The following is a 19,038-nucleotide window of genomic DNA, read 5'->3' on the forward strand; positions in this document are numbered from 1 at the left end:
CCGCAGCCCCGCCTGCAGGCATTATTTCGGCGCCAGCAGCGTCTCCATTTTTTCCGCCTTTTCCAGATTCCAGATCGCCGCGATCAGCCCGCGCAGCTCTTGCTCCGTGGCGGCGTCCGCGTAGCGGCCCAGGCTTAGCGTCTTGTCCTCGATTTCCGCCCGGCTCAGGGTGTTGCCCGGATCGCCCTTGGGTTCGTCCACGCGGCCATGCAGCTTGCGGCCGTCGCGCGTGTAGACCGTGACCTTGCCGATCCAGCGCTGCGGGTAGGCGCCATCGACCTCGGGATCCAGCTCCATTTCGACCTTGCCGCGGAACGTGGCCACGCCCGGATCGTCCAGGCCGGCGTCGAACTCGGCCAGGCCGGCGCGGCCTTGGCGGGCGATCAGGGCCAGCACGGTGCCCATCGAGAACTTGGACTGGTGCACCGTCTGCGGATTGACTACCGGGCCCAGCACGTCGATGGCGCCCTGGTGCACGTGGGCCACGACGCGCTCGATGTCGGCCTCGGTCAGATTGTTGTCGTGCAGCGCTTGCTGCAGCGCGTCGGCCGCCGGGTGGGTGTGGCGGCAGGACGCGTGGAACTTGAACGAGGTCTCGGCCAGCGCCCAGCGCTCGCCCAGGCGGTCGCACAAGCGGCTGGGATCGGCGTCGGTGGACATGCCGGCCGCCATGCCCTGAGGGCCTTCCAGGATGTGGCGCGCGCCGGTGAAACCTTCGCGCGCCAGATAGGCGGCGGTGATGCCGTCGGCCGCGGCCTTGGCGGTGTGCAATTGCTTGGAGTCGGCGGCGTCGCGCAGGAACTCCCAGAGGCCCGCGGCCTGCGTGCCGGCCGAGCCCAGCGCGTGCAGCATTTCCTCGGGCGACAGGTTCAGCAGGCGGCCGGTGGTGACGGCCGCGGCCAGCGTGCCGGCGGTGCCAGTGGTGTGGAAGATCTTGTAGTGCGAACGGCCCAGGAATTCACCGACGCGTATGCCCACTTCGTAGCCCGCAACGGAGGCGACCAGCAGGTCGCGGCCCGAGCGGCCCAGCGCCTGGGCCACCGCCAGCGCCGGCGGGAAAACCACGGCGGCGGGGTGGAACACGGAACCGTTATGCACGTCGTCCTGCTCGACCACGTGGGCGGCCGCCGCGTTGACCATGGCGGCGAACAGCGGCGTGGTGCGGCGGCGCGTGATCAGGACTTCGCTGGGGCCGTCGGCCGGACCCATGGCGGCGGCATAGCGGTCAATGGCCTGCACCGCGCGGGCCGAAGCGCCCGCCAGAATGGAGGCCAGGCAGTCCAGCAGCAGATCCTCGGCGCGGCGCAGCACCGGGGCTGGAATGTCTTCATAGCGCAGATTGGCGGCAAAGGCCGCGAGTTCGGCGCTCAGGTGCGGGGTGTCTTTGGCAGCGGTCATGGATGTCGGGATCCGGTCAGAAGGAGCGGGGCAGGCCCAGGATGTGTTCGGCCACGTAGGACAGGATCAGGTTGGTCGAGATCGGCGCGACCTGATACAGGCGGGTTTCGCGGAACTTGCGCTCTACATCGTATTCCGTGGCGAAGCCAAAGCCGCCGTGGAATTGCAGGCAGGCATTGGCGGCTTCCCAGGATGCGTCGGCGGCCAGCAGCTTGGCCATGTTGGCCTGGGCGCCGCAGGGCTCGTGGGCGTCGAACAGGCGGCAGGCCTCGTAGCGCATCAGGCTGGCGGCTTCGACGTTGATGTGGGCGCGGGCGATGGGGAACTGCACGCCCTGGTTCTGGCCGATGGGGCGGCCGAACACCATGCGCTCCTTGGCGTAGGCGGTGACCTTGTCCACGAACCAGTAGCCGTCGCCGATGCATTCGGCGGCGATCAGGGTGCGTTCGGCGTTCAGGCCGTCCAGGATGTACTTGAAACCCTTGCCTTCCTCGCCGATCAGGTTCTCTTCGGGGATTTCCAGATTGTCGAAGAACAGCTCGTTGGTCTCGTGGTTGACCATGTTGGGGATCGGGCGGATCGACATGCCATGCTTCACCGCGTGATGCAGGTCCACCAGGAAGATGGACATGCCTTCGGACTTGCGCGTGACCTGGTCCAGCGGCGTGGTGCGCGCCAGCAGGATCATCAGGTCCGAGTGCTGCACGCGCGAGATCCAGACCTTCTGGCCGTTGATGACGTAGCGGTCGCCGCGCTTGACCGCGGTGGTCTTGATCTTGGTGGTGTCGGTGCCGGTGGTGGGTTCGGTCACGCCCATGGACTGCAGGCGCAGTTCGCCGGCGGCGATGCGCGGCAGGTACTCGCGCTTCTGGGCCTCGGAGCCGTGGCGCAGCAGCGTGCCCATGTTGTACATCTGGCCGTGGCAGGCGCCGGAGTTGCCGCCGCTGCGGTTGATTTCTTCCATGATGACCGACGCTTCGGTCAGGCCCAGGCCGGAGCCGCCGTATTCCTGCGGAATCAGCGCGGCCAGCCAGCCCGCTTCGGTCAGCGCGCGGACGAAGGCTTCGGGATAGCCGCGTTCTTCATCGACCTTGCGGAAATATTCGGAGGGGAACTGGGCGCAGAGGTCGCGCACGGCTTCGCGGATGTCCTGATAGGCGTGGGAGGCGTTGGGCATGATGCTGTTTTCTATATGGGTGATGGATCGGTACAGCGTTGAATGTGCCGTAAGCGGCCGCCCCTGCCAATTCACAATTGCTTAATACGGGGTTCGGTTTCATGACGGGAGTTTGTCATCCCCGTGCCCGGGTTGTGTCAAGAAATTGCCAAACTGGGTGTCCATAATCCATGCGAACGCCGCCGCTGGCGGCAGGTTTTGTATGGACGGATATGCGGAAAAACATCAGGGTCACGACGGCGTTGTCGGCCATTCTTGCGTTGTTCGTAGTGCTGTTCGCGCTGGCGGCAGCGGCGGGAATCTCGGTGCTGCGGGAAAACCGGACGGATATCGAAGCGCTGGGCCGGGGCAGCATCGAACGGGCCGGCGATCTGGCCGACATGACCAGCCGGCTGTTCCAGGCGCGGGCCGCGCTCACGGATGCCAAGACGGCGATGGAAGGCGGGCTGGAAGAGGCGCGCAACGAGTCGCTGGCGCACGCCGAGGCGCTCTTCAAGCAGGCCGCGGACAGCCTGGGACGCTTGCGCGCCAATCCCGACATCAGCGCCGAGGGCGCGCCGTTGTTCGATGCGGTACTGGCGGCCTACGCCGCCTTCGCGGACAAGACGCTGGCGCCCATGCATGCGGCGATCAAGGGCTGGAACGGCATCGAGGTGAACCGCCTGGTGGACAAGGTGCTGCCCGCCAGCGGCGCCGCCTACGTCAAGCAGGCTGACGCCTACCAGACCTACGCCCGCGATCAGGGCCAGGCGGCGGTGGCCAGCGCCAGCCTCACGCTGCAGCGGGTAATCGGCGTGGCGGCCGGGGTGCTGGCGCTGGTGCTGTTGCTGGCAGTGCTGATCCGGCTGGCGTTCCGCCGCAGCATCCTGCGGCCGCTGAACGAAGCCGGCGCGCATTTCGACCGCATCGCCGACGGCGATCTCACGGGCGCGATCGCCATGCGCGGCGACAACGAGATCGGCGTCCTGTACAGCGCCATGCGGCGCATGCAGAAGGGCCTGTCGGCGGCCGTGGCTTCGGTGCGCCACGGCGTCGAGGAAATCCATACCGGTTCGGGCGAGATCGCCGCGGGTGGGGCGGACATGTCGGACCGCACCGCGCGCCAGGCCGGCTCGCTGCAGGAAGCCTCGGCCAACATGATGCAGTTGGCGCATACGGTGCAACTGACCGCCGGCAACGCCGACCTGGCCAGCCGCCAGGCGCTGGGCGCGACCCAACTGGCGCAACGTGGCGGCGCGGCGGTGGAAGAGGTGGTGCAGAGCATGCAAGGCATCGCCGAGAGCGCCCGCCGCATCGGCGAGATCGTGGGCGTGGTCGACAGCATCGCTTTCCAGACCAACATCCTGGCGCTCAATGCCGCGGTGGAAGCGGCGCGCGCGGGAGAGCAGGGCAAGGGCTTTGCCGTGGTGGCGGGCGAGGTGCGTTCGCTCGCCCAGCGCAGCGCGCAGGCCGCCAAGGAAATCAAGGGGCTGATCGAGGATTCCGCGGCGCGCGTGCAAGCCGGCGTGCGTCAGGTCAGCCTGGCCGGCGACACCATGCGCGACATGGTGCAATCGGTGGACCGGGTCACGCAGATCGTGGCCGAGATCTCCAGCGCGACGGCCGAGCAGGCGGCGGGCATTGCCTCGGTGAACCATGCGGTGGCGGATATCGAACGGTCGACGCAGGAGAACGCCGCCATGGTGGAGCAGACCGCGGCCGCGGCCGCGGCGCTGGAAGCCCAGGCGCAAGGTTTGCGTCGGGCGGTGGCGGTGTTCCAGATCGCCCCGCCGGCCGACGGCGCGGCCGGACAGGATTCAGCTGTCCAGCTGCGGCAGGATGCCGCCGGTGTAGCGCTCGGCCACCAGCGACAGGTTCCCGTGCTTGACCTTGTGCTTGACGTGAGCCGCGGCCGACGCGATGTCCTCAGGGCGGATGCGCTCGCATAACGATGGCGTGACGGTGAGGGCTCCCACGCCCAGCGTCACGAAGGGAAAGAAGCGTGGCACGCCGTAGCGGTCCTCGGCTTCGATCCCGCCGTTGCGGCGGCCTGCTTCGTCGTACAGGTCCATGGCGCGGTCGTTGAACTCCGCGATGATGCGCTGGGCGCGCGCCATCCAGTCGGGGCTGCGCAGCAGCACCACGAAGTCGTCGCCGCCCACATGGCCGACGAAGTCGCGCTGCGGATCGCAGTGGCGCTTGATGACTTCGGCGGTCAGCATGATCATGTCGTCGCCGCGCCAATAGCCGTAGACGTCGTTGAAGGGCTTGAAATTGTTCAGGTCGCCATAGCAGATGGTGAAATCGTCGCCGTCTTCAAGAAGGGTGGCGATGTGCCGGCTGATAGGGATGTTGCCGGGCAGGGACGTCAGCGGATTGGCGTAGCGTGCCGCCTCGATGCGCATTTCGGTGACTGACCGCACCAGCGTTTCGCCGGTGGCCAGGCCGTCGTAGCGGCCCTCGCGGGTAATGATCAGGCCGTCCATCAAGTAGCGCTGGTCTTCGGAGATCAGCACGTGGCTCAACTGGTCGATGGACACGTCCAGATCGACCAGCACCGGTTCGGCGTTCATGAAGGTGGAGCAGGCGTCGCGTCCAAACAGCTCGCGGGTATAGCGCTGTGCGTAATGTTCCGAAAAGTCGCGCCGGTTGATGATGCCGACGGGGCGGTTATCGTCGTCGATCACCGCCACCGCGTGCATTTCCTTGTGTTCGATGAAGAGCCGGTGCACGTCGTCATTGGTGTGTCCGGTCAGCCGCACCGCCGGCGCTTCGACGCGCAGGCTGGCCGCCGTGCCGCCGACGCCGCGCGCCGGCGCCGTGGCGGGCGGGCGCAGGCGCAGCGAATCGCGCAGCGGCGGCGCCAACTCGGTCAGCAGCATTTCTTCCGGCCGGCCCAGCAGCCAGCCTTGCGCGTAGCGGATGTCCAGCTCGCGCACCACGGCCAGGTCCTCGGCTGTCTCGATGCCTTCGGCGACGATGGTGGTGCCCAGATGTTGCGCCACCTTCAGGATGGCGCGCACCATGTTCTGCTTGCGTTCGTCCTGGCCGATGCCGGCGAAGAAATAGCGGTCGATCTTGACCAGGTCCGGCTGCATCTCGGCCCAGAGCTGCAGATTGGAGTTGCCCACCCCATAGTCGTCCAGCGCGACACGCATGCCATGCGCCCGCAGGCAGGCAAATGCGCTGGACAGCTCGCCCATGTGTTCGGACAGCGGATCCTGCTCGGTGAGTTCGACGATGATGCTGGAAGGCGCGAGCGAGCAATTCTTGAGCAGGCGCTCGGGCATTTCCTCGCCCCAGAGAGTCCAGTAGTGCAGCAGCGCCGAACCGGACAGGTTCAGGAACAGCATTCCGGCGGCGTCGTGCTGGTGAAAGCCCTGCGCGCCCGCGCGGAAGCTGGCCAGCTCCAGCTGCGGATGCAGGCCCTGGCGGCGGGCCTCGGCGAATAAGGCGTCGGGAAAGTGCAGGGCGGTGTCGACCGGGCCGCGGATCAGGCTTTCATGGCCGTAGATGCGGCTGTGCGAAAGATCGACCACGGGTTGGAAGCGCGGGCGCAGCAGCCGTTCCCGCAGGATGCCAGCCAGGCTCACGTGCGCTGACGCGCCGTCCAGGGAGGCTGAGGGCGCGCGGGCCGCTACCGGCCGGGGCAAAGCGTGAATGGGGTCCATCGCCGGTGCGTTCAGATACTATCAGTGACAAGTTTGATCATGTTGACAACAAAATATGTCCGCGTTGTTTCGCCGACGGCAGGCGCGCCATATTCAATTAGGGTCAGTATCACTGTCAACCCCGGCGCAAGGTATATCCATTCGACTGGCACGGGCATGACGCCCGCAGGCGGCGCAGGGGGCCCGCGCCCTATACAATTTGCTCCATGACTGCTCCCAAGATTCCCGATTCCCTGCGCCGCGTGGTGCTGGCCTCCAACAACCCCGGCAAGTTGCGCGAGTTTTCCGCGCTGTTCGCGCCCCTGGGCATGGAACTCGTGCCCCAGGGCGAACTGGGCGTACCCGAAGCCGAAGAACCGCACGTGACGTTCGTCGAGAACGCGCTGGCCAAGGCGCGCCATGCCAGCCGCCTGACCGGGCTGCCGGCCCTGGCCGACGATTCCGGCCTGTGCGTGGCGGCGCTGGATGGCGCGCCTGGGGTGTATTCGGCGCGCTACGCCAAGATGCTCGGCGGCGAAAAATCCGATCAGGCCAATAACGAACTGCTGGTGCGCAATCTGGCCGGCGTGGCCGACCGCAGCGCCTGGTACGTGGCGGTGCTGGCGCTGGTGCGTTCCGAGAACGATCCGCGGCCCCTGATAGGCGAAGGCCTGTGGCACGGCGAGATCATCGACCAGCCCGAAGGCGCCAACGGCTTTGGCTACGATCCGCATTTCTACCTGCCCGACCAGGCCTTGACTGCCGCGGCGCTGGATCCCGAGGAAAAGAACCGGCTGAGCCATCGCGCCCGCGCGCTGCGCGAACTGTTGAGCAAGCTGAACCAGGCTTGACGAGGGCGCCGCGCGGCGCCCGGTTCAGGAATTACGCATGTCCATCATCATTCCCATCCGCAACGACATGGGCGCGCAACCGTCGCGCCTGAAACTGCCGGCCGGCGCCACGCTGACCAGCCTGCCGCCGCTGTCTGTCTACGTGCACGTGCCCTGGTGCGTGCGCAAATGCCCTTATTGCGACTTCAATTCCCATGCGGCGCCGGGCGAGATCCCGGAGCGCGCCTATCTGGATGCCCTGCGCAGCGACCTCGAGCAGGCGCTGCCTTCGATCTGGGGGCGGCAGGTGGTATCGGTCTTCATAGGCGGGGGCACGCCCAGCCTGCTGTCGTCTGAAGGTCTGGACGAACTGCTGGCGATGCTGCGCGCCTGTCTGAACTTGTGGCCCGACGCCGAGATCACCATGGAAGCCAATCCCGGCACGGCCGAGGCCGGGCGTTTCCGCGACTATGCCGCCAGCGGCGTGACGCGGTTCTCGCTGGGGATCCAGAGCTTTGACGATGCGCAGCTGAAGAAGCTGGGCCGCATCCATGACAGCGCGCAGGCGAGGGCGGCGATCGAGATGGCGCAGCGGGCAGTTTCGCGCGTCAACCTGGACATGATGTTCGCCTTGCCCGGCCAGACGCTGGACGCCTGTGTGGCCGATCTGCGGCAGGCCGTGGCCTTCGGCACCGAGCACCTGTCGCTCTATCACCTGACGATGGAACCCAACACCGTCTTCGCCAAGTTCCCGCCCGAGGATCTGCCCGACGACGACACCAGCGCCGCCATGCAGGACGCGGTGGAAGCCGAGCTGGCCGCGGCCGGCCTGGCGCGCTACGAGGTCTCGGCCTATGCCAAGCCCGGCGCGCGCTGCCGCCACAACCTGAATTACTGGGAGTTCGGCGATTACCTCGGCTTGGGTCCCGGCGCGCACGGCAAGCTGTCGTTCCATGACCGCATCCTGCGCGAAGCGCGGCTGCGCGGCCCCGACTCCTGGATGCAGGCCGCCATGGCTCGGGATGGCAGCCACATCGCCGAAAGCCGCCAGGTCGGCCCGGACGAATTGCCGTTCGAGTTCATGCTGAACGCGCTGCGATTGAAGGATGGCGTCGCCGCCACTGCCTTCAATGAGCGCACCGGCCTGTCGCTGGCCGCCATTGCGCACCAATTGGAGGCGGCCTCCAAGCGCGGGCTGTTGGACGCCGATCCGACCCGTCTGCGGGCGACGCCATTGGGCTGGAGATTCCTCAACGACCTGCAGGAAATGTTCCTGTAGTGTTGTTGCACCATAGTGGGGCATTCATGCCCCACTATTTGCACCATGATGGTGCTACATTTTCCCATGATCGAGCCAACTTCCCCGGGGAATCCCGGAGAGGAAACCTGGCACGCTTATTGCTTCCCTCTTTTATGCCAGTCGACGGGCAAAGCCCTCGACCTTTTTATCTAATGGAGATGACATGGCAAGCCCGAAAGATGTCCTGAAACAGATCGCCGACAACGAAGTCAAATTCGTGGATTTCCGCTTTACCGATACGATTGGCCGTGAGCATCACATTTCGGTGCCGATCAGCCAGATCGACGAAGACAAGCTGGAAAGCGGGCAGGCCTTCGACGGTTCGTCGATCCCGGGCTGGAAGGGCATCGAAGCCTCCGACATGCTGCTCATCCCCGACCTGTCCACCGGCAACCTGGATCCGTTCCGCGAGGAGCCGACCCTGATCCTGTCGTGCGACGTGGTCGAACCGTCCGACCTGAAGGGCTATGACCGCGACCCGCGTTCGCTGGCCAAGCGCGCCGAAGCCTATCTGAAGTCCTCCGGCCTGGGCGACACCGCCTACTTCGGTCCGGAACCCGAATTCTTCGTCTTCGACGGCGTGACCTGGAACAGCGACATGTCCGGCACCTTCGTCAAGATCAAGTCCGAAGAAGCGCCCTGGTCCTCGGGCCTGGAGTTCGAAGGCGGCAACACCGGCCACCGTCCCACCGTCAAGGGCGGCTACTTCCCCGTGCCCCCGGTCGACTCCTTCCAGGACATGCGTTCGGAAATGTGCCTGCTGATGGAACAGATGGGCGTGCCGGTCGAAGTGCACCACCATGAAGTGGCTGGCGCCGGCCAGCTGGAAATCGGCACCAAGTTCAGCACGCTGGTGCAGCGCGCCGACTGGACGCAGATCGTCAAGTACGTGATTCACAACGTGGCTCACGCCTACGGCAAGACCGCCACGTTCATGCCCAAGCCCATCGTTGGCGACAACGGCTCCGGCATGCACGTCCACCAGTCCATCTGGAAGGACGGCCAGAACCTGTTCGCGGGCAACGGCTACGCCGGCCTGTCGGAATTCGCGCTGTACTACATCGGCGGCATCATCAAGCACGCCCGCGCGCTGAACGCCATCACCAACCCCGGCACCAACTCGTACAAGCGCCTGGTTCCGCACTACGAAGCGCCGGTGAAGCTGGCCTACTCGGCCCGCAACCGTTCGGCCTCGATCCGTATTCCGTACGTCGGCAACCCGAAGGGCCGCCGCGTCGAAGCGCGTTTCCCGGACCCCCTGGCCAACCCGTACCTGGCTTTCTCGGCCCTGATGATGGCCGGCCTGGACGGCGTGCAGAACAAGATTCACCCCGGCGATCCCGCCGACAAGAACCTGTACGACCTGCCGCCGGAAGAAGACGCGAAGATCCCGACCGTCTGCGCCTCGCTGGAACAGGCCCTGGAAGCCCTGGACAACGACCGCGAGTTCCTGACCCGCGGCGGCGTGTTCAGCAACGACATGCTCAGCGCCTACATCGACCTGAAGATGGCCGATGTGAACCGTCTGCGCATGACGCCGCACCCGGTCGAGTTCGACATGTACTACAGCCTCTGATGTCCTGAGGCAGTAGCTGGAGGTGGCGCGATGATGCAGGCAGAAACCAGGGCCCGCAGCACGCGCACCGCCAGATCGCGGTTCGACGTGCTGTCCGCCAGGCGCTGCGCCTGGCGGGCAGGGCGCCGGCTTCCGGCGCGGCCGTCGCGTTCCGCCGTCCCCTCACATTCGGGTATGTAGAAAATGAATGTAGAAGCTCTCGATTTGCTAGCCACGTCCGTTTTCCTGGTCAACGAACGCGGTCATATCGAATACGCCAATGCGGCCGCCGAAGATCTGTTTGGCCGCTCGCGCAAGCAACTAAGCGGCCATTCCGCCGCCACGCTGTTCGACAGTCCGGAAAACATCCAATCCTCCATCGATCGCGCCGCCGCCGGGCGCTATGCCGACGTCAGGCAACTGGCCTCGCTGCGCCGCGCCGCCGAATCCGTGGAAGTGTCCGTGACGACCGTCGGACTGACGGGCCAGCGCTGGCCCGTGCTGATAGAAACCCGCGAGATCGAGCAGCGCGTGCTGGCCGACCGCAACCACCGGCTGGTTGACGAGATCGAAGCCCACCGCGAGCTCCTGCGCAATCTGGCGCATGAAGTCAAGAATCCCCTGGGCGGCCTGCGCGGCGCCGCGCAATTGCTCGAAGCCGAACTGCCCAGCGCGGCCCTGGCCGAGTACACCCAGGTCATCATTTCCGAAGCCGACCGCCTGCAGGCGCTGGTGGACCGCCTGAGCGGCCCGCAACGTGTGCCGCTGAACGCGCGGCCGGTGAACATCCATGAGATCTGCGAACGCGTCTGCGCGCTGATCCAGGCCGAATTCCGCAATGACGTCACGCTGCTGCGCGACTACGACGCCTCGGTGCCGGACCTGAAGGGCGACGCCGCCCGCTTGATGCAGGCCGTGCTGAACGTGGCGCGCAACGCCGCGCAGGAGCTGGTCGCCAGGCCGCCCGGGCCGCAGACCGAACCTGGCGTCGTCACGCTGCGCACGCGCGTGGCGCGGCAGGTGATGCTGGCCCACCGCCAGCACCGTCTGGCGCTGGTGCTGTCCATTATCGACAACGGTCCCGGCGTGCCGGACCAGATCCGTGACCGCATCTTCCATCCGCTGGTCACGGCCCGCGCCGGAGGCACCGGCCTGGGCTTGAGCCTGGCGCAGGATTTCGTGCAGCAGCACGGCGGCATCATCGAATTTGAATCCCGGCCCGGCCGCACCGAGTTCCGCCTGGTCCTACCGATGGAGCCCGCACACTGATGAAACCCGTATGGATCGTCGATGATGACCAGGCCATCCGCTGGGTCCTGGAAAAAGCCCTGGCGCGCGCCGGGGTGCCCACCCGCAGTTTTTCGCAATCGGCCGACGTGCTGGAAGCGCTGTCCCGCGAAGCGCCCGCCGCGCTGGTGTCCGACATCCGCATGCCCGGCGGCAACGGCCTGGAGCTGCTGCGCCAGCTGAAGGAACGCAATCCTGGCTTGCCGGTCATTGTCATGACCGCGTTCGCCGACCTGGACAGCACCGTGTCCGCGTTCCAGGGCGGCGCTTTCGACTACCTGGCCAAGCCGTTCGACGTGAACGAGGCGGTGGCGCTGATCCAGCGCGCCATGCAGGAGTCCGCCGAGCCTGAAAACCCCGAAGGGCAAGGCGATTCGGCGCAGAACAACGAGCGCTGGATGATGACGCAGTCCTCGTCCACCGCCATGCAGGAAGTGTTCCGCGCGATCGGCCGGCTGGCGCAGTCCAAGGTCACCGTGCTGATCACCGGCGAGTCCGGCACTGGCAAGGAGCTGGTGGCGCGCGCCTTGCACGGCCATGGCGTGCGCGCCGGCGGTCCCTTCGTGGCACTGAACGCGGCGGCCATTCCGCGCGACCTGCTGGAGGCCGAGCTGTTCGGCCACGAACGCGGCGCGTTCACGGGCGCCAACAATTTGCGCCGCGGCCGCTTCGAGGAAGCGCATGGCGGCACGTTGTTCCTGGACGAAATCGGCGACATGCCGATCGAGTTGCAGACACGCCTGTTGCGCGTGCTGGCCGAGGGCAGCTTCTACCGCGTCGGCGGCGCGCAGCCGGTGCGTGTCGATGTGCGCATCGTCGCTGCCACCCACCAGCCGCTGGAACAGCGCGTGGAGCAGGGCCTGTTCCGCGAAGATTTGTTCCACCGCCTGAACGTGATACGGCTGCGCCTGCCGCCCTTGCGCGAACGGGTGGAGGACATACCGGCGCTGGCCGGCCACTTCCTGACCGCCAGCGCCCGCGCGCTGGGGGTGCCGGTCAAGCGCCTGACGCCGGAAGCGCTAGCCGTGCTGTCCAAGTTCGACTTCCCGGGCAATGTGCGCCAGCTGGAGAACTTCTGTCACTGGCTGACGGTGATGGCGCCTGGCCAGACCGTGGAGCCGGCGGACCTGCCGCCGGAAATCCGCGCCATGGAACACCAGCAGCACCCGAGTCCCGCCTTGTCGCGTCCGGCCGTGTCCATGGCCGGCGTGGGCACGGTGGTTCCGACCGCGGCGCCCGTGGAGGCCGGTTCGCCGCGCAACTGGCAGGATTCGCTGCTGCGCGATGCGCAGTACCGATTGGAACGCGGCGAGCCCGCGGTCATGGCCACGCTGACGCGCCAGTTCGAGAAGATCCTGCTGCAAAGCGCGCTGGACGCCAGCCGCGGCCGGCGCGTGGAAGCCGCCAGCCGCCTGGGCATAGGCCGCAACACCATCACGCGCAAGCTGCGCGAACTGGGCATCGAAGACGAATAGGGCGCGCGGCCGCGCGCCTTATCCTATCCCCAAGAGGCTCTCGCACAGGCGCGGCGACTTCAGTTTCTGCAGCCACCATTTCAAGGCTTCGCCCGGCGGCTCCGAGCGCCAGGCGTAGGTCAGGTGTTCCGTCAGGGACATGCCTTCGTCTGTCTCGCACACCACCAGCAGGCCCTGCGCCAGATACGGCGCGGCCAGGGTCAGCGGCAGGTAGCCGCAGCCCAGGCCGCGCACCTGGGCGTCTATCTTGGCCTGCATGGTGGGCATGACCAGGGTGGGTTGCTCGGCCAGGATGCCGCGCGTCTGCGGCGCCAGGTTGCGCGACGTGTCCGCCACCACCACCGCGCAATAACGCGTGATGTCGGCGCGGCTCAAGGGCTGCGGCAGTGACGCCAGCGGATGGTGCGCGGCCACGCAGAAGCCGAATTGGGATTGGCCCATGGCTTGCGAGCGATAGGGGCCGGTGGGCTCGCCCGCCGCGCCCGCGCCGATGACCAGGTCGGCCCGTCCTGAGGTCAGGGCGTCCCAGTTGCCGCTCAACACCTCGCTGGAAAAGCGCAGCGTGGTGGCGCTGCCCAGCGTCTGGAACTCTTCGATCAGGTCATACAGCGGCCGCCACGGCAGCACCGCGCTGACGGCGATGCGCAGCTCCACCTCCCAGCCTGTGGCAATGCGCTTGACGCGGCAGGCCAGATCGTCCAGCGATTGCAGCACGTGGCGGCCGTCCTTCAGCAGCGTTTCGCCCGCCGGCGTCAGCAGCGCGCGGTGCCCGGAGCGGTCGAACAGCAGCACGTCCAGGCCATCTTCCAGCTTGCGGATGGAATAGGTGACGGCCGAAGGCACCTTGCCCAGTTCGCGGGCGGCCTTGGCAAAGCTGCCGTGGCGCGCGATGGCGTCCACCAGGATCAGCAGTTCGGGGGTGATGGCTTGCATGGTCGCTTCCGGCACAGCTATTCAAAAAATTTGAATGATTCCGTCAAAATATAGCGCCAAACAGGCCGGTCCGCACGCGCACAATATCACTCATGCCGGTGGTGCAGCGGCTTCCCAAGAAATGATGGCAGGGCTGCACAACCATTCACATTATTGAAACAGGAGTCCGCAATGCTTACCACTCGCCGCGCCGCTGAACGGGGTCATGCCAACCACGGATGGCTGGACTCGTTCCACACGTTTTCCTTCGCCAATTACTACGATCCTGCCCACATGGGCTTCGGCGCCCTGCGCGTGATCAATGACGACCGCATCGCGGCCGGCCGCGGCTTCGGCACGCATGGCCATCGCGACATGGAAATCATCACGTATGTGCTGGACGGCGCGATCGCCCACAAGGACAGCATGGGCAGCGGCTCGACCATCCAGCCCGGCAACGTGCAGCGCATGAGCGCAGGTCGCGGCGTCATGCACTCCGAGTTCAACCCGCTGGCGGACCGCGAAACGCACATGCTGCAGATCTGGATCGAGCCCGACGTCACCGGCATCGCGCCGGAGTACGAAGAGCGCGGTTTCAGCGATGAGCAGAAGCGCGGCCGGCTGCAAGCGCTGGTGTCGCCGGATGGCGCCGATGGCTCGATGAAGATCCATCAGGATGCGCGCCTCTATGGCGGGCTGTTCGACGGCGCCGAATCGGCCGCCCTGGATCTGGCCGCCGGCCGCCGCGCCTGGGTGCACGTGGCCCGCGGCAGCCTGACGGCCAACGGGGTTGAACTGTCGGCTGGCGACGCGCTCGCCATCACCGGCGAGCCCCGCGTCGAGCTGTCGGGCGGCAAGCAGGCCGAAGTCCTGGTGTTCGACCTGGCGTAATGCGCCAAGGCGGGCGGACTGAACCAAGTCCGCCCGCCGCAGTTTTTTCATGCAGGCGGCAGGCCTTAAGATGGCCTTAGTCCCCACCACCCGGAGAGTCCGATCATGTCCACCTTGTCCGAAGCCGGCGAAAGCCAGATTGAATCCGTCGTGGTGCCGCGCACCAGCGACCTGGGCGGCTTTTCCGTGCGCCGCGCCATCCCCTCCGCGCAGCGCCGCACCGTCGGGCCGTTCGTCTTCCTGGACCACATGGGTCCGGTCGAATTTGCCGCCGGTACGGGCATAGACGTGCGCCCGCATCCGCATATCGGCCTGTCCACGGTGACCTATCTGTACGAAGGCTCCATGGTGCATCGCGACGGTGCGGGCCACACCCAGACCATCCTGCCCGGCGAGGTCAACTGGATGACGGCCGGCCGCGGCATCGTGCACTCGGAACGCTCCTCGCCCGAAAGCCGCCAGGCGGCGCAGCGCCTCTGTGGCCTGCAGATCTGGGTGGGGCTGCCCAAGGAACATGAGGAAACCGATCCGGGCTTCACCCACTATGGTCTGGATGCCCAGCCGGTCATCGAAGGCGAGGGCGTGCGCGCCCAGGTGGTGGCGGGTTCGCTGTTCGGCAAGACGTCTTCGGTGAAGACGCTGTCGCCGCTCTTCTATGGCGATCTGCAACTGCAGGCGGGCGCGACCACGGTGCTGCCGGCCGAGCATGAAGAGCGCGCCGCCTATCTGGCGCAGGGCACGGTCGAGATCGACGGCCAGGAGTTCGAAAGCGGCCGCCTGGTCGTGTTTGCGCCGGGCCGCCCCGTGCAGATCCGCGCCAAGACCGCGGCGCGCTTTGCCTTGATTGGCGGCGAACCTCTCGATGGGCCGCGCTTCGTGTGGTGGAACTTCGTCTCCAGCAGCAAGGACCGCATCGAACAGGCCAAGCAGGATTGGCAGCGCAGCCGCTTCGACCAGGTCGTGCCGGGCGACGAGACTGAGTACATCCCGCTGCCCGAACCGCGCGCCTGAGTCAACGCTCAAGCCCGGCCGCGCGCAAGCGCCGCGCGGCCGGCGGTATGATGCGCCTCCGAACCCAACAACACGGGATGGAGACAACATGCATCGCTACACATTCAACGCGCTGCGCGGCTTGGCCGCGGTGGCGCTGATCCAGGGCGCTTCGGCGGCGCTCGCCGCCGGCTATCCGGCCAAGCCCATCACCTTCATCGTGCCTTACACCGCCGGCGGCACCACCGACCTGGTGGCGCGCACCGCCGGGCAAAAGGTGGCGGAAAAATTGGGCCAACCCGTCATCGTCGAAAACCGTCCCGGCGCGGGCGGCAACATCGGCATGGACGCCGTGGCCAAGGCCGCGCCCGACGGCTACACCATCGGCTTCGGGGCCATCTCGACCAATGCGCTGAATCCCTTCGTCTACCCGTCGATGCCTTTCGATCCCACCAAGGATTTCACGGGCGTCAGCATGCTGGGCGCGTCCACCGTGGTGCTGGAAGTCGGCCCGGCCTTGAAGGTCGACAGCGTCAAGGATCTGGTCGCCTACGCCAAGCAGCATCCGGGCACCTCGTTCGGCACGCCGGGCACCGGCACCTCCATGCATCTGGCCGGCGTGATGTTCGACCAGCTGACCGGCGCCGGCATGCAGCACATTCCGTACAAAGGCAGCGCGCAGGGGCTGAACGACCTGCTGGGCGGCCACCTGCCGGTGATGTTCGACAATCTGCCGGCGTCGCTGCCGCATATCAAGGCGGGCAAGGTGCATGCGCTGGCGGTGACGGGCAGCAAGCGTGCGCCCGCCTTGCCGGACGTGCCGACGCTGGCCGAGCTGGGCTACGAGGCAGCCGTGGTCGATCCGTGGTTCGCGGTCTATGGGCCGGCGAAGATGTCGCCCGAAGTGACCAAGGCGCTCAGCGACGCCTTCCAATGGGCACTGGCCCTGCCGGAAGTGAAGACCAAGCTGGAACAGGCCGGCTTCATGCCCTATGGTTCCACGCCGCAGGAAGTGGAGCGCCTGACCCAGAGCCAGCACGAGGCTTTCAAGGCCTTGTCGCAAAAGGTGAAGCTGTCGGCCGACTGAGCGGCCGGGATGACCTCAGCGGCCGCGGGCGTAGGCCTGCTCGCGCCGCTCTTCCAGCGCTTCGCGGCGGATGAAATCGCGCACGAAGTCGCTGGCGGGATGATGGTGCAGATTGTAGGGCGTGTCCCACTGCGCGATGCTGCCCTTGGACATGATGCCGATGCGGTCGGCGATGGCGAAGGCTTCGGCCTGGTTGTGCGTGACCAGGATGGCCGTGTGGCCGGTGGTCTTGAGGATGTCGCGCACCTCGAAGGCCAGGCGCTCGCGCGTGTCCACGTCCAGGTTCGAGAAGGGCTCGTCCAGCAGCAGCAGGTCGGGCGAGGGGGCCAGCGCGCGCGCCAGCGCCACGCGCTGTTGCTGGCCGCCGGAAATCTCGTGCGGATAGCTGTTGGCGGCATGGGCCAGACCCACCAGCTCCAGCATTTCTTCGACGCGGCGGGCGCGCTCCGGGCGCGCCATCTTGCGCAGGCCGAAGGCCACGTTCAGCGCCACCGTCAGGTGAGGGAAAAGCGCGTAGTCCTGGAACATCATGCCTACCCGGCGATGCTCGGGCGCGACCTGCACGGTGGGCGAGGAAATGACGGTGCCATCCAGCAGAATGCGTCCGGCCCGCACCGGCTCGAAGCCGGCGATGGCGCGCAGCACCGTGGTCTTGCCGCAGCCGGACTCGCCCAGCAGGCAGCCGATATGGCCCACGGGCAGCCCCAGCGTCAGGTCCTGCACCACGGGCTTGAGTCCCGCCGGCGTGTCGTAGGCGAGGGAAAGGTGATCGAGTTCTAACAGATCGGGCACGATGATCAATGTCCCATTTTCAGATTGGTGCGCGCCAGCAGGATGACGGGGAACAGGCCGGCCAGCACGATGGCCAGCGCGGCGACGGCGCCTTCTTCATAGGTGCCGCGGGCCGCCTCGGCGTAGAGCCAGGTTGCGAGCGTGTCGAAATTCATGGGCCGCAGCAGCAGCGTCGCGGGCAGTTCCTTCATGGCGTCCACGAACACCAGCAGGGCGCTGGCCGCGAGCGCGGGGCGCAAGAGCGGCAGATGCACGCGGCGCAAGGTCCCGGCCGAGCTTTCGCCCAAGAGGCGCGAAGCCTGCTCCAGTGACGGCGGAATGCGGGCCAGGCCGGCTTCCAGCGCGCCGGTGGAAATTGCGAGGAAACGGATCGCGTAGGCGCAGACCAGCGCGCCCATCGAGCCCATCAGGAACAGTCCCGTGCCGCCGAAGACCTTGGCGACCGCGGTATCGATCCAGACGAACGGCGTGAGCAGGCCGATGGCCAGCACCGTGCCGGGCACGGCATAGCCCAGGCTGGCGATGCGCGCGCAGGCGCGGCCCGGGTTGAAGCCCGAGCTTTCGCGCAGCGTGCGTCCGGCCCACGCCACGACCAGCCCGCACAGCAGGGTGACGACGGTGGCGCTGAAGGCCACGATCAGGGTATTGCTCAAGCCGTTCAACAACTGATGGGAAACGCCGCCCACCAGATGCAGGCGCTTGTAGGTCTCCACGACCAGATAGAGCGCCGGCGCGACAAAACCGATCAGTACCGGTATCCAGCCCAACGCTGCGGCAACGGCCGCCGCCGGACCGCGCAGGCGGCGCGGCTGCATCGGGCGCATGCGCTGCGTGTTGGCGTAGCGCTGGCGCTTGCGGCCATGGCGTTCCAGCAGGATCAGCCCGATCACGATCGCCAGCATGGTGAGCGCGATCTGCGCGGCGCCCGCCAGGTCCGAACGCGTGACCCAGGTGGTGTAGACCGACACGGTCAGCGTCTGCACGCCCAGGAATTCCGAAGCGCCGATATCATTCAGCGTTTCCAGCAGCGCCAGGCTGACGCCGACCACGATGGCGGGCCGGGCCAGCGGCAGGGCGACCCGGAAGAACACGGCGAGGCGGCCGGCGCCCAGCGTGCGGGCCGCTTCCAAGAGGCTGGCGGCCTGCGTCATGAACATGACGCGGGTGCTCAGGTAAACATAAGGGTAGAGCACGAAGCCCAGCACGAAAATTGCGCCATAGATGGAACGCAGGTCGGGCAGGCGGAACTGGCGCGGGCTGTCATAGCCCAGCAGCGCGCGGATCGCGGTCTGTATCGGGCCGATGGGATGCAGCAGGTCCAGATAGGCGAAGGCGATGATGTAGGTCGGCACCGCCAGCGGCAGCAGCAGCGCCCAGGTCAGCACGCGGCGGGTAGGGAAGTCGTACGCGGTCACCAGCCAGGCCGCGCCCGTGCCCAGCAGCGTCACCAGCACGCCCACCCCGGCCAGCAGGATGGCGGTATTGGCCAGCGCCTGCGGCAATACGTAATTGGCGAGATGCTGCCAATGCGAGAGTTCGCCGCCCAGCGCCCACCAGCCCAGCGTCAGGACGGGCGCCAATACGGCCAGCGCGATCAGGGCGGCGCCGGCCAGCCAGCCGGCCCCGCGTTCAGTCCAGCGCAGACGCAGCGGCCGGGGCAAAGAATCTGTGTGCATGCTTCAAAGTCGATTGCATCAATGGCAAGGCCTGCTCCC

At 66.9% G+C, this 19,038-nt stretch carries 14 protein-coding genes and 1 pseudogene; 9 read left to right on the top strand and 6 right to left on the bottom strand.

All coding sequences use genetic code 11. The annotated features are described in order from the left end of the window. Positions 1–21: 21 nt before the first annotated feature. A complete protein-coding gene (locus tag IAG39_RS15575; protein ID WP_118932033.1) occupies positions 22–1,398 on the bottom strand; it encodes an MmgE/PrpD family protein in 1,377 nt (458 codons plus the stop codon). A 16-nt stretch (positions 1,399–1,414) separates the two neighbouring features. After that, on the bottom strand, positions 1,415–2,575 hold the full coding sequence (locus IAG39_RS15580) for an acyl-CoA dehydrogenase family protein (protein ID WP_059375802.1): 1,161 nt from the start codon (positions 2,573–2,575) through the stop codon (positions 1,415–1,417). Between the two features lie 212 nt (positions 2,576–2,787). Between IAG39_RS15580 and IAG39_RS15585 the strand changes: the two are divergent. Further along, positions 2,788–4,173: pseudogene (locus IAG39_RS15585) on the top strand (methyl-accepting chemotaxis protein); the annotation flags it as partial. Positions 4,174–4,371: 198 nt separating this feature from the next. Here the strand turns inward: IAG39_RS15585 and IAG39_RS15590 are convergent. Continuing rightward, complete coding sequence (locus IAG39_RS15590) at positions 4,372–6,225, bottom strand: EAL domain-containing protein (protein WP_251879977.1); 1,854 nt, start codon at positions 6,223–6,225, stop codon at positions 4,372–4,374. Positions 6,226–6,431: 206 nt separating this feature from the next. On the opposite strand from IAG39_RS15590, the gene rdgB reads away from it, so the two are divergent. The 5 genes from rdgB to ntrC all read left to right on the top strand — a co-directional run bounded on the left by rdgB (position 6,432) and on the right by ntrC (position 12,651). After that, a complete protein-coding gene (gene rdgB, locus IAG39_RS15595; protein WP_059375803.1) occupies positions 6,432–7,055 on the top strand; it encodes an RdgB/HAM1 family non-canonical purine NTP pyrophosphatase in 624 nt (207 codons plus the stop codon). A gap of 37 nt (positions 7,056–7,092) precedes the next feature. Then, positions 7,093–8,313: a radical SAM family heme chaperone HemW gene (gene hemW / locus IAG39_RS15600; protein ID WP_118932481.1), complete on the top strand. Its 1,221-nt coding sequence runs from the start codon at positions 7,093–7,095 to the stop codon at positions 8,311–8,313. 184 nt (positions 8,314–8,497) lie between these two features. Next, on the top strand, positions 8,498–9,910 hold the full coding sequence (glnA, locus tag IAG39_RS15605; protein ID WP_059375815.1) for a type I glutamate--ammonia ligase: 1,413 nt from the start codon (positions 8,498–8,500) through the stop codon (positions 9,908–9,910). A gap of 183 nt (positions 9,911–10,093) precedes the next feature. Further along, positions 10,094–11,158: a nitrogen regulation protein NR(II) gene (gene glnL / locus IAG39_RS15610; protein ID WP_059375818.1), complete on the top strand. Its 1,065-nt coding sequence runs from the start codon at positions 10,094–10,096 to the stop codon at positions 11,156–11,158. After that, complete coding sequence (gene ntrC, locus IAG39_RS15615) at positions 11,158–12,651, top strand: nitrogen regulation protein NR(I) (protein ID WP_059375821.1); 1,494 nt, start codon at positions 11,158–11,160, stop codon at positions 12,649–12,651. The genes glnL and ntrC overlap by 1 nt, the downstream gene beginning before the upstream one ends. 18 nt (positions 12,652–12,669) lie before the next feature. On the opposite strand, the gene IAG39_RS15620 is transcribed toward ntrC, so the two are convergent. Next, positions 12,670–13,584 (bottom strand): LysR family transcriptional regulator, encoded by a 915-nt coding sequence (locus tag IAG39_RS15620; protein ID WP_118932480.1) that lies wholly within the window; start codon positions 13,582–13,584, stop codon positions 12,670–12,672. A gap of 171 nt (positions 13,585–13,755) precedes the next feature. On the opposite strand from IAG39_RS15620, the gene IAG39_RS15625 reads away from it, so the two are divergent. The 3 genes from IAG39_RS15625 to IAG39_RS15635 all read left to right on the top strand — a co-directional run bounded on the left by IAG39_RS15625 (position 13,756) and on the right by IAG39_RS15635 (position 16,531). Then, a complete protein-coding gene (locus tag IAG39_RS15625; RefSeq protein ID WP_118932479.1) occupies positions 13,756–14,454 on the top strand; it encodes a pirin family protein in 699 nt (232 codons plus the stop codon). A 105-nt stretch (positions 14,455–14,559) separates the two neighbouring features. Next, positions 14,560–15,465, top strand: a complete 906-nt coding sequence (locus tag IAG39_RS15630; RefSeq protein WP_118932478.1) for a pirin family protein — start codon at positions 14,560–14,562, stop codon at positions 15,463–15,465. An 88-nt stretch (positions 15,466–15,553) separates the two neighbouring features. After that, the gene (locus tag IAG39_RS15635; protein WP_118932477.1) at positions 15,554–16,531 is read left to right on the top strand and encodes a Bug family tripartite tricarboxylate transporter substrate binding protein; all 978 of its coding nucleotides are present in this window, start codon (positions 15,554–15,556) and stop codon (positions 16,529–16,531) included. A 15-nt stretch (positions 16,532–16,546) separates the two neighbouring features. Here IAG39_RS15635 and IAG39_RS15640 read toward each other — a convergent pair whose 3' ends face one another. After that, on the bottom strand, positions 16,547–17,323 hold the full coding sequence (locus IAG39_RS15640; RefSeq protein WP_118932485.1) for an ABC transporter ATP-binding protein: 777 nt from the start codon (positions 17,321–17,323) through the stop codon (positions 16,547–16,549). 5 nt (positions 17,324–17,328) lie between these two features. Further along, positions 17,329–18,999 carry an ABC transporter permease gene (locus IAG39_RS15645; protein WP_118932476.1) on the bottom strand — a complete coding sequence of 557 codons (1,671 nt, stop codon included), beginning with the start codon at positions 18,997–18,999 and terminating at the stop codon, positions 17,329–17,331. Positions 19,000–19,038 lie beyond the last annotated feature (39 nt).

It is taken from the genome of Achromobacter xylosoxidans, from assembly GCF_014490035.1.
In the GTDB taxonomy this organism is placed as follows: Bacteria; Pseudomonadota; Gammaproteobacteria; order Burkholderiales; family Burkholderiaceae_B; genus Achromobacter; species Achromobacter bronchisepticus_A.

Excerpts from the sequence above, each read along its gene's own strand:
- IAG39_RS15575 (WP_118932033.1), bottom strand. The coding sequence starts at position 1,398 with ATGACCGCTGCCAAAGACACCCCGCACCTGAGCGCCGAACTCGCGGCC.
- IAG39_RS15580 (WP_059375802.1), bottom strand. The coding sequence starts at position 2,575 with ATGCCCAACGCCTCCCACGCCTATCAGGACATCCGCGAAGCCGTGCGC.
- IAG39_RS15590 (WP_251879977.1), bottom strand. The coding sequence starts at position 6,225 with ATGGACCCCATTCACGCTTTGCCCCGGCCGGTAGCGGCCCGCGCGCCC.
- rdgB (WP_059375803.1), top strand. The coding sequence starts at position 6,432 with ATGACTGCTCCCAAGATTCCCGATTCCCTGCGCCGCGTGGTGCTGGCC.
- hemW (WP_118932481.1), top strand. The coding sequence starts at position 7,093 with ATGTCCATCATCATTCCCATCCGCAACGACATGGGCGCGCAACCGTCG.
- glnA (WP_059375815.1), top strand. The coding sequence starts at position 8,498 with ATGGCAAGCCCGAAAGATGTCCTGAAACAGATCGCCGACAACGAAGTC.
- glnL (WP_059375818.1), top strand. The coding sequence starts at position 10,094 with ATGAATGTAGAAGCTCTCGATTTGCTAGCCACGTCCGTTTTCCTGGTC.
- ntrC (WP_059375821.1), top strand. The coding sequence starts at position 11,158 with ATGAAACCCGTATGGATCGTCGATGATGACCAGGCCATCCGCTGGGTC.
- IAG39_RS15620 (WP_118932480.1), bottom strand. The coding sequence starts at position 13,584 with ATGCAAGCCATCACCCCCGAACTGCTGATCCTGGTGGACGCCATCGCG.
- IAG39_RS15625 (WP_118932479.1), top strand. The coding sequence starts at position 13,756 with ATGCTTACCACTCGCCGCGCCGCTGAACGGGGTCATGCCAACCACGGA.
- IAG39_RS15630 (WP_118932478.1), top strand. The coding sequence starts at position 14,560 with ATGTCCACCTTGTCCGAAGCCGGCGAAAGCCAGATTGAATCCGTCGTG.
- IAG39_RS15635 (WP_118932477.1), top strand. The coding sequence starts at position 15,554 with ATGCATCGCTACACATTCAACGCGCTGCGCGGCTTGGCCGCGGTGGCG.
- IAG39_RS15645 (WP_118932476.1), bottom strand. The coding sequence starts at position 18,999 with ATGCACACAGATTCTTTGCCCCGGCCGCTGCGTCTGCGCTGGACTGAA.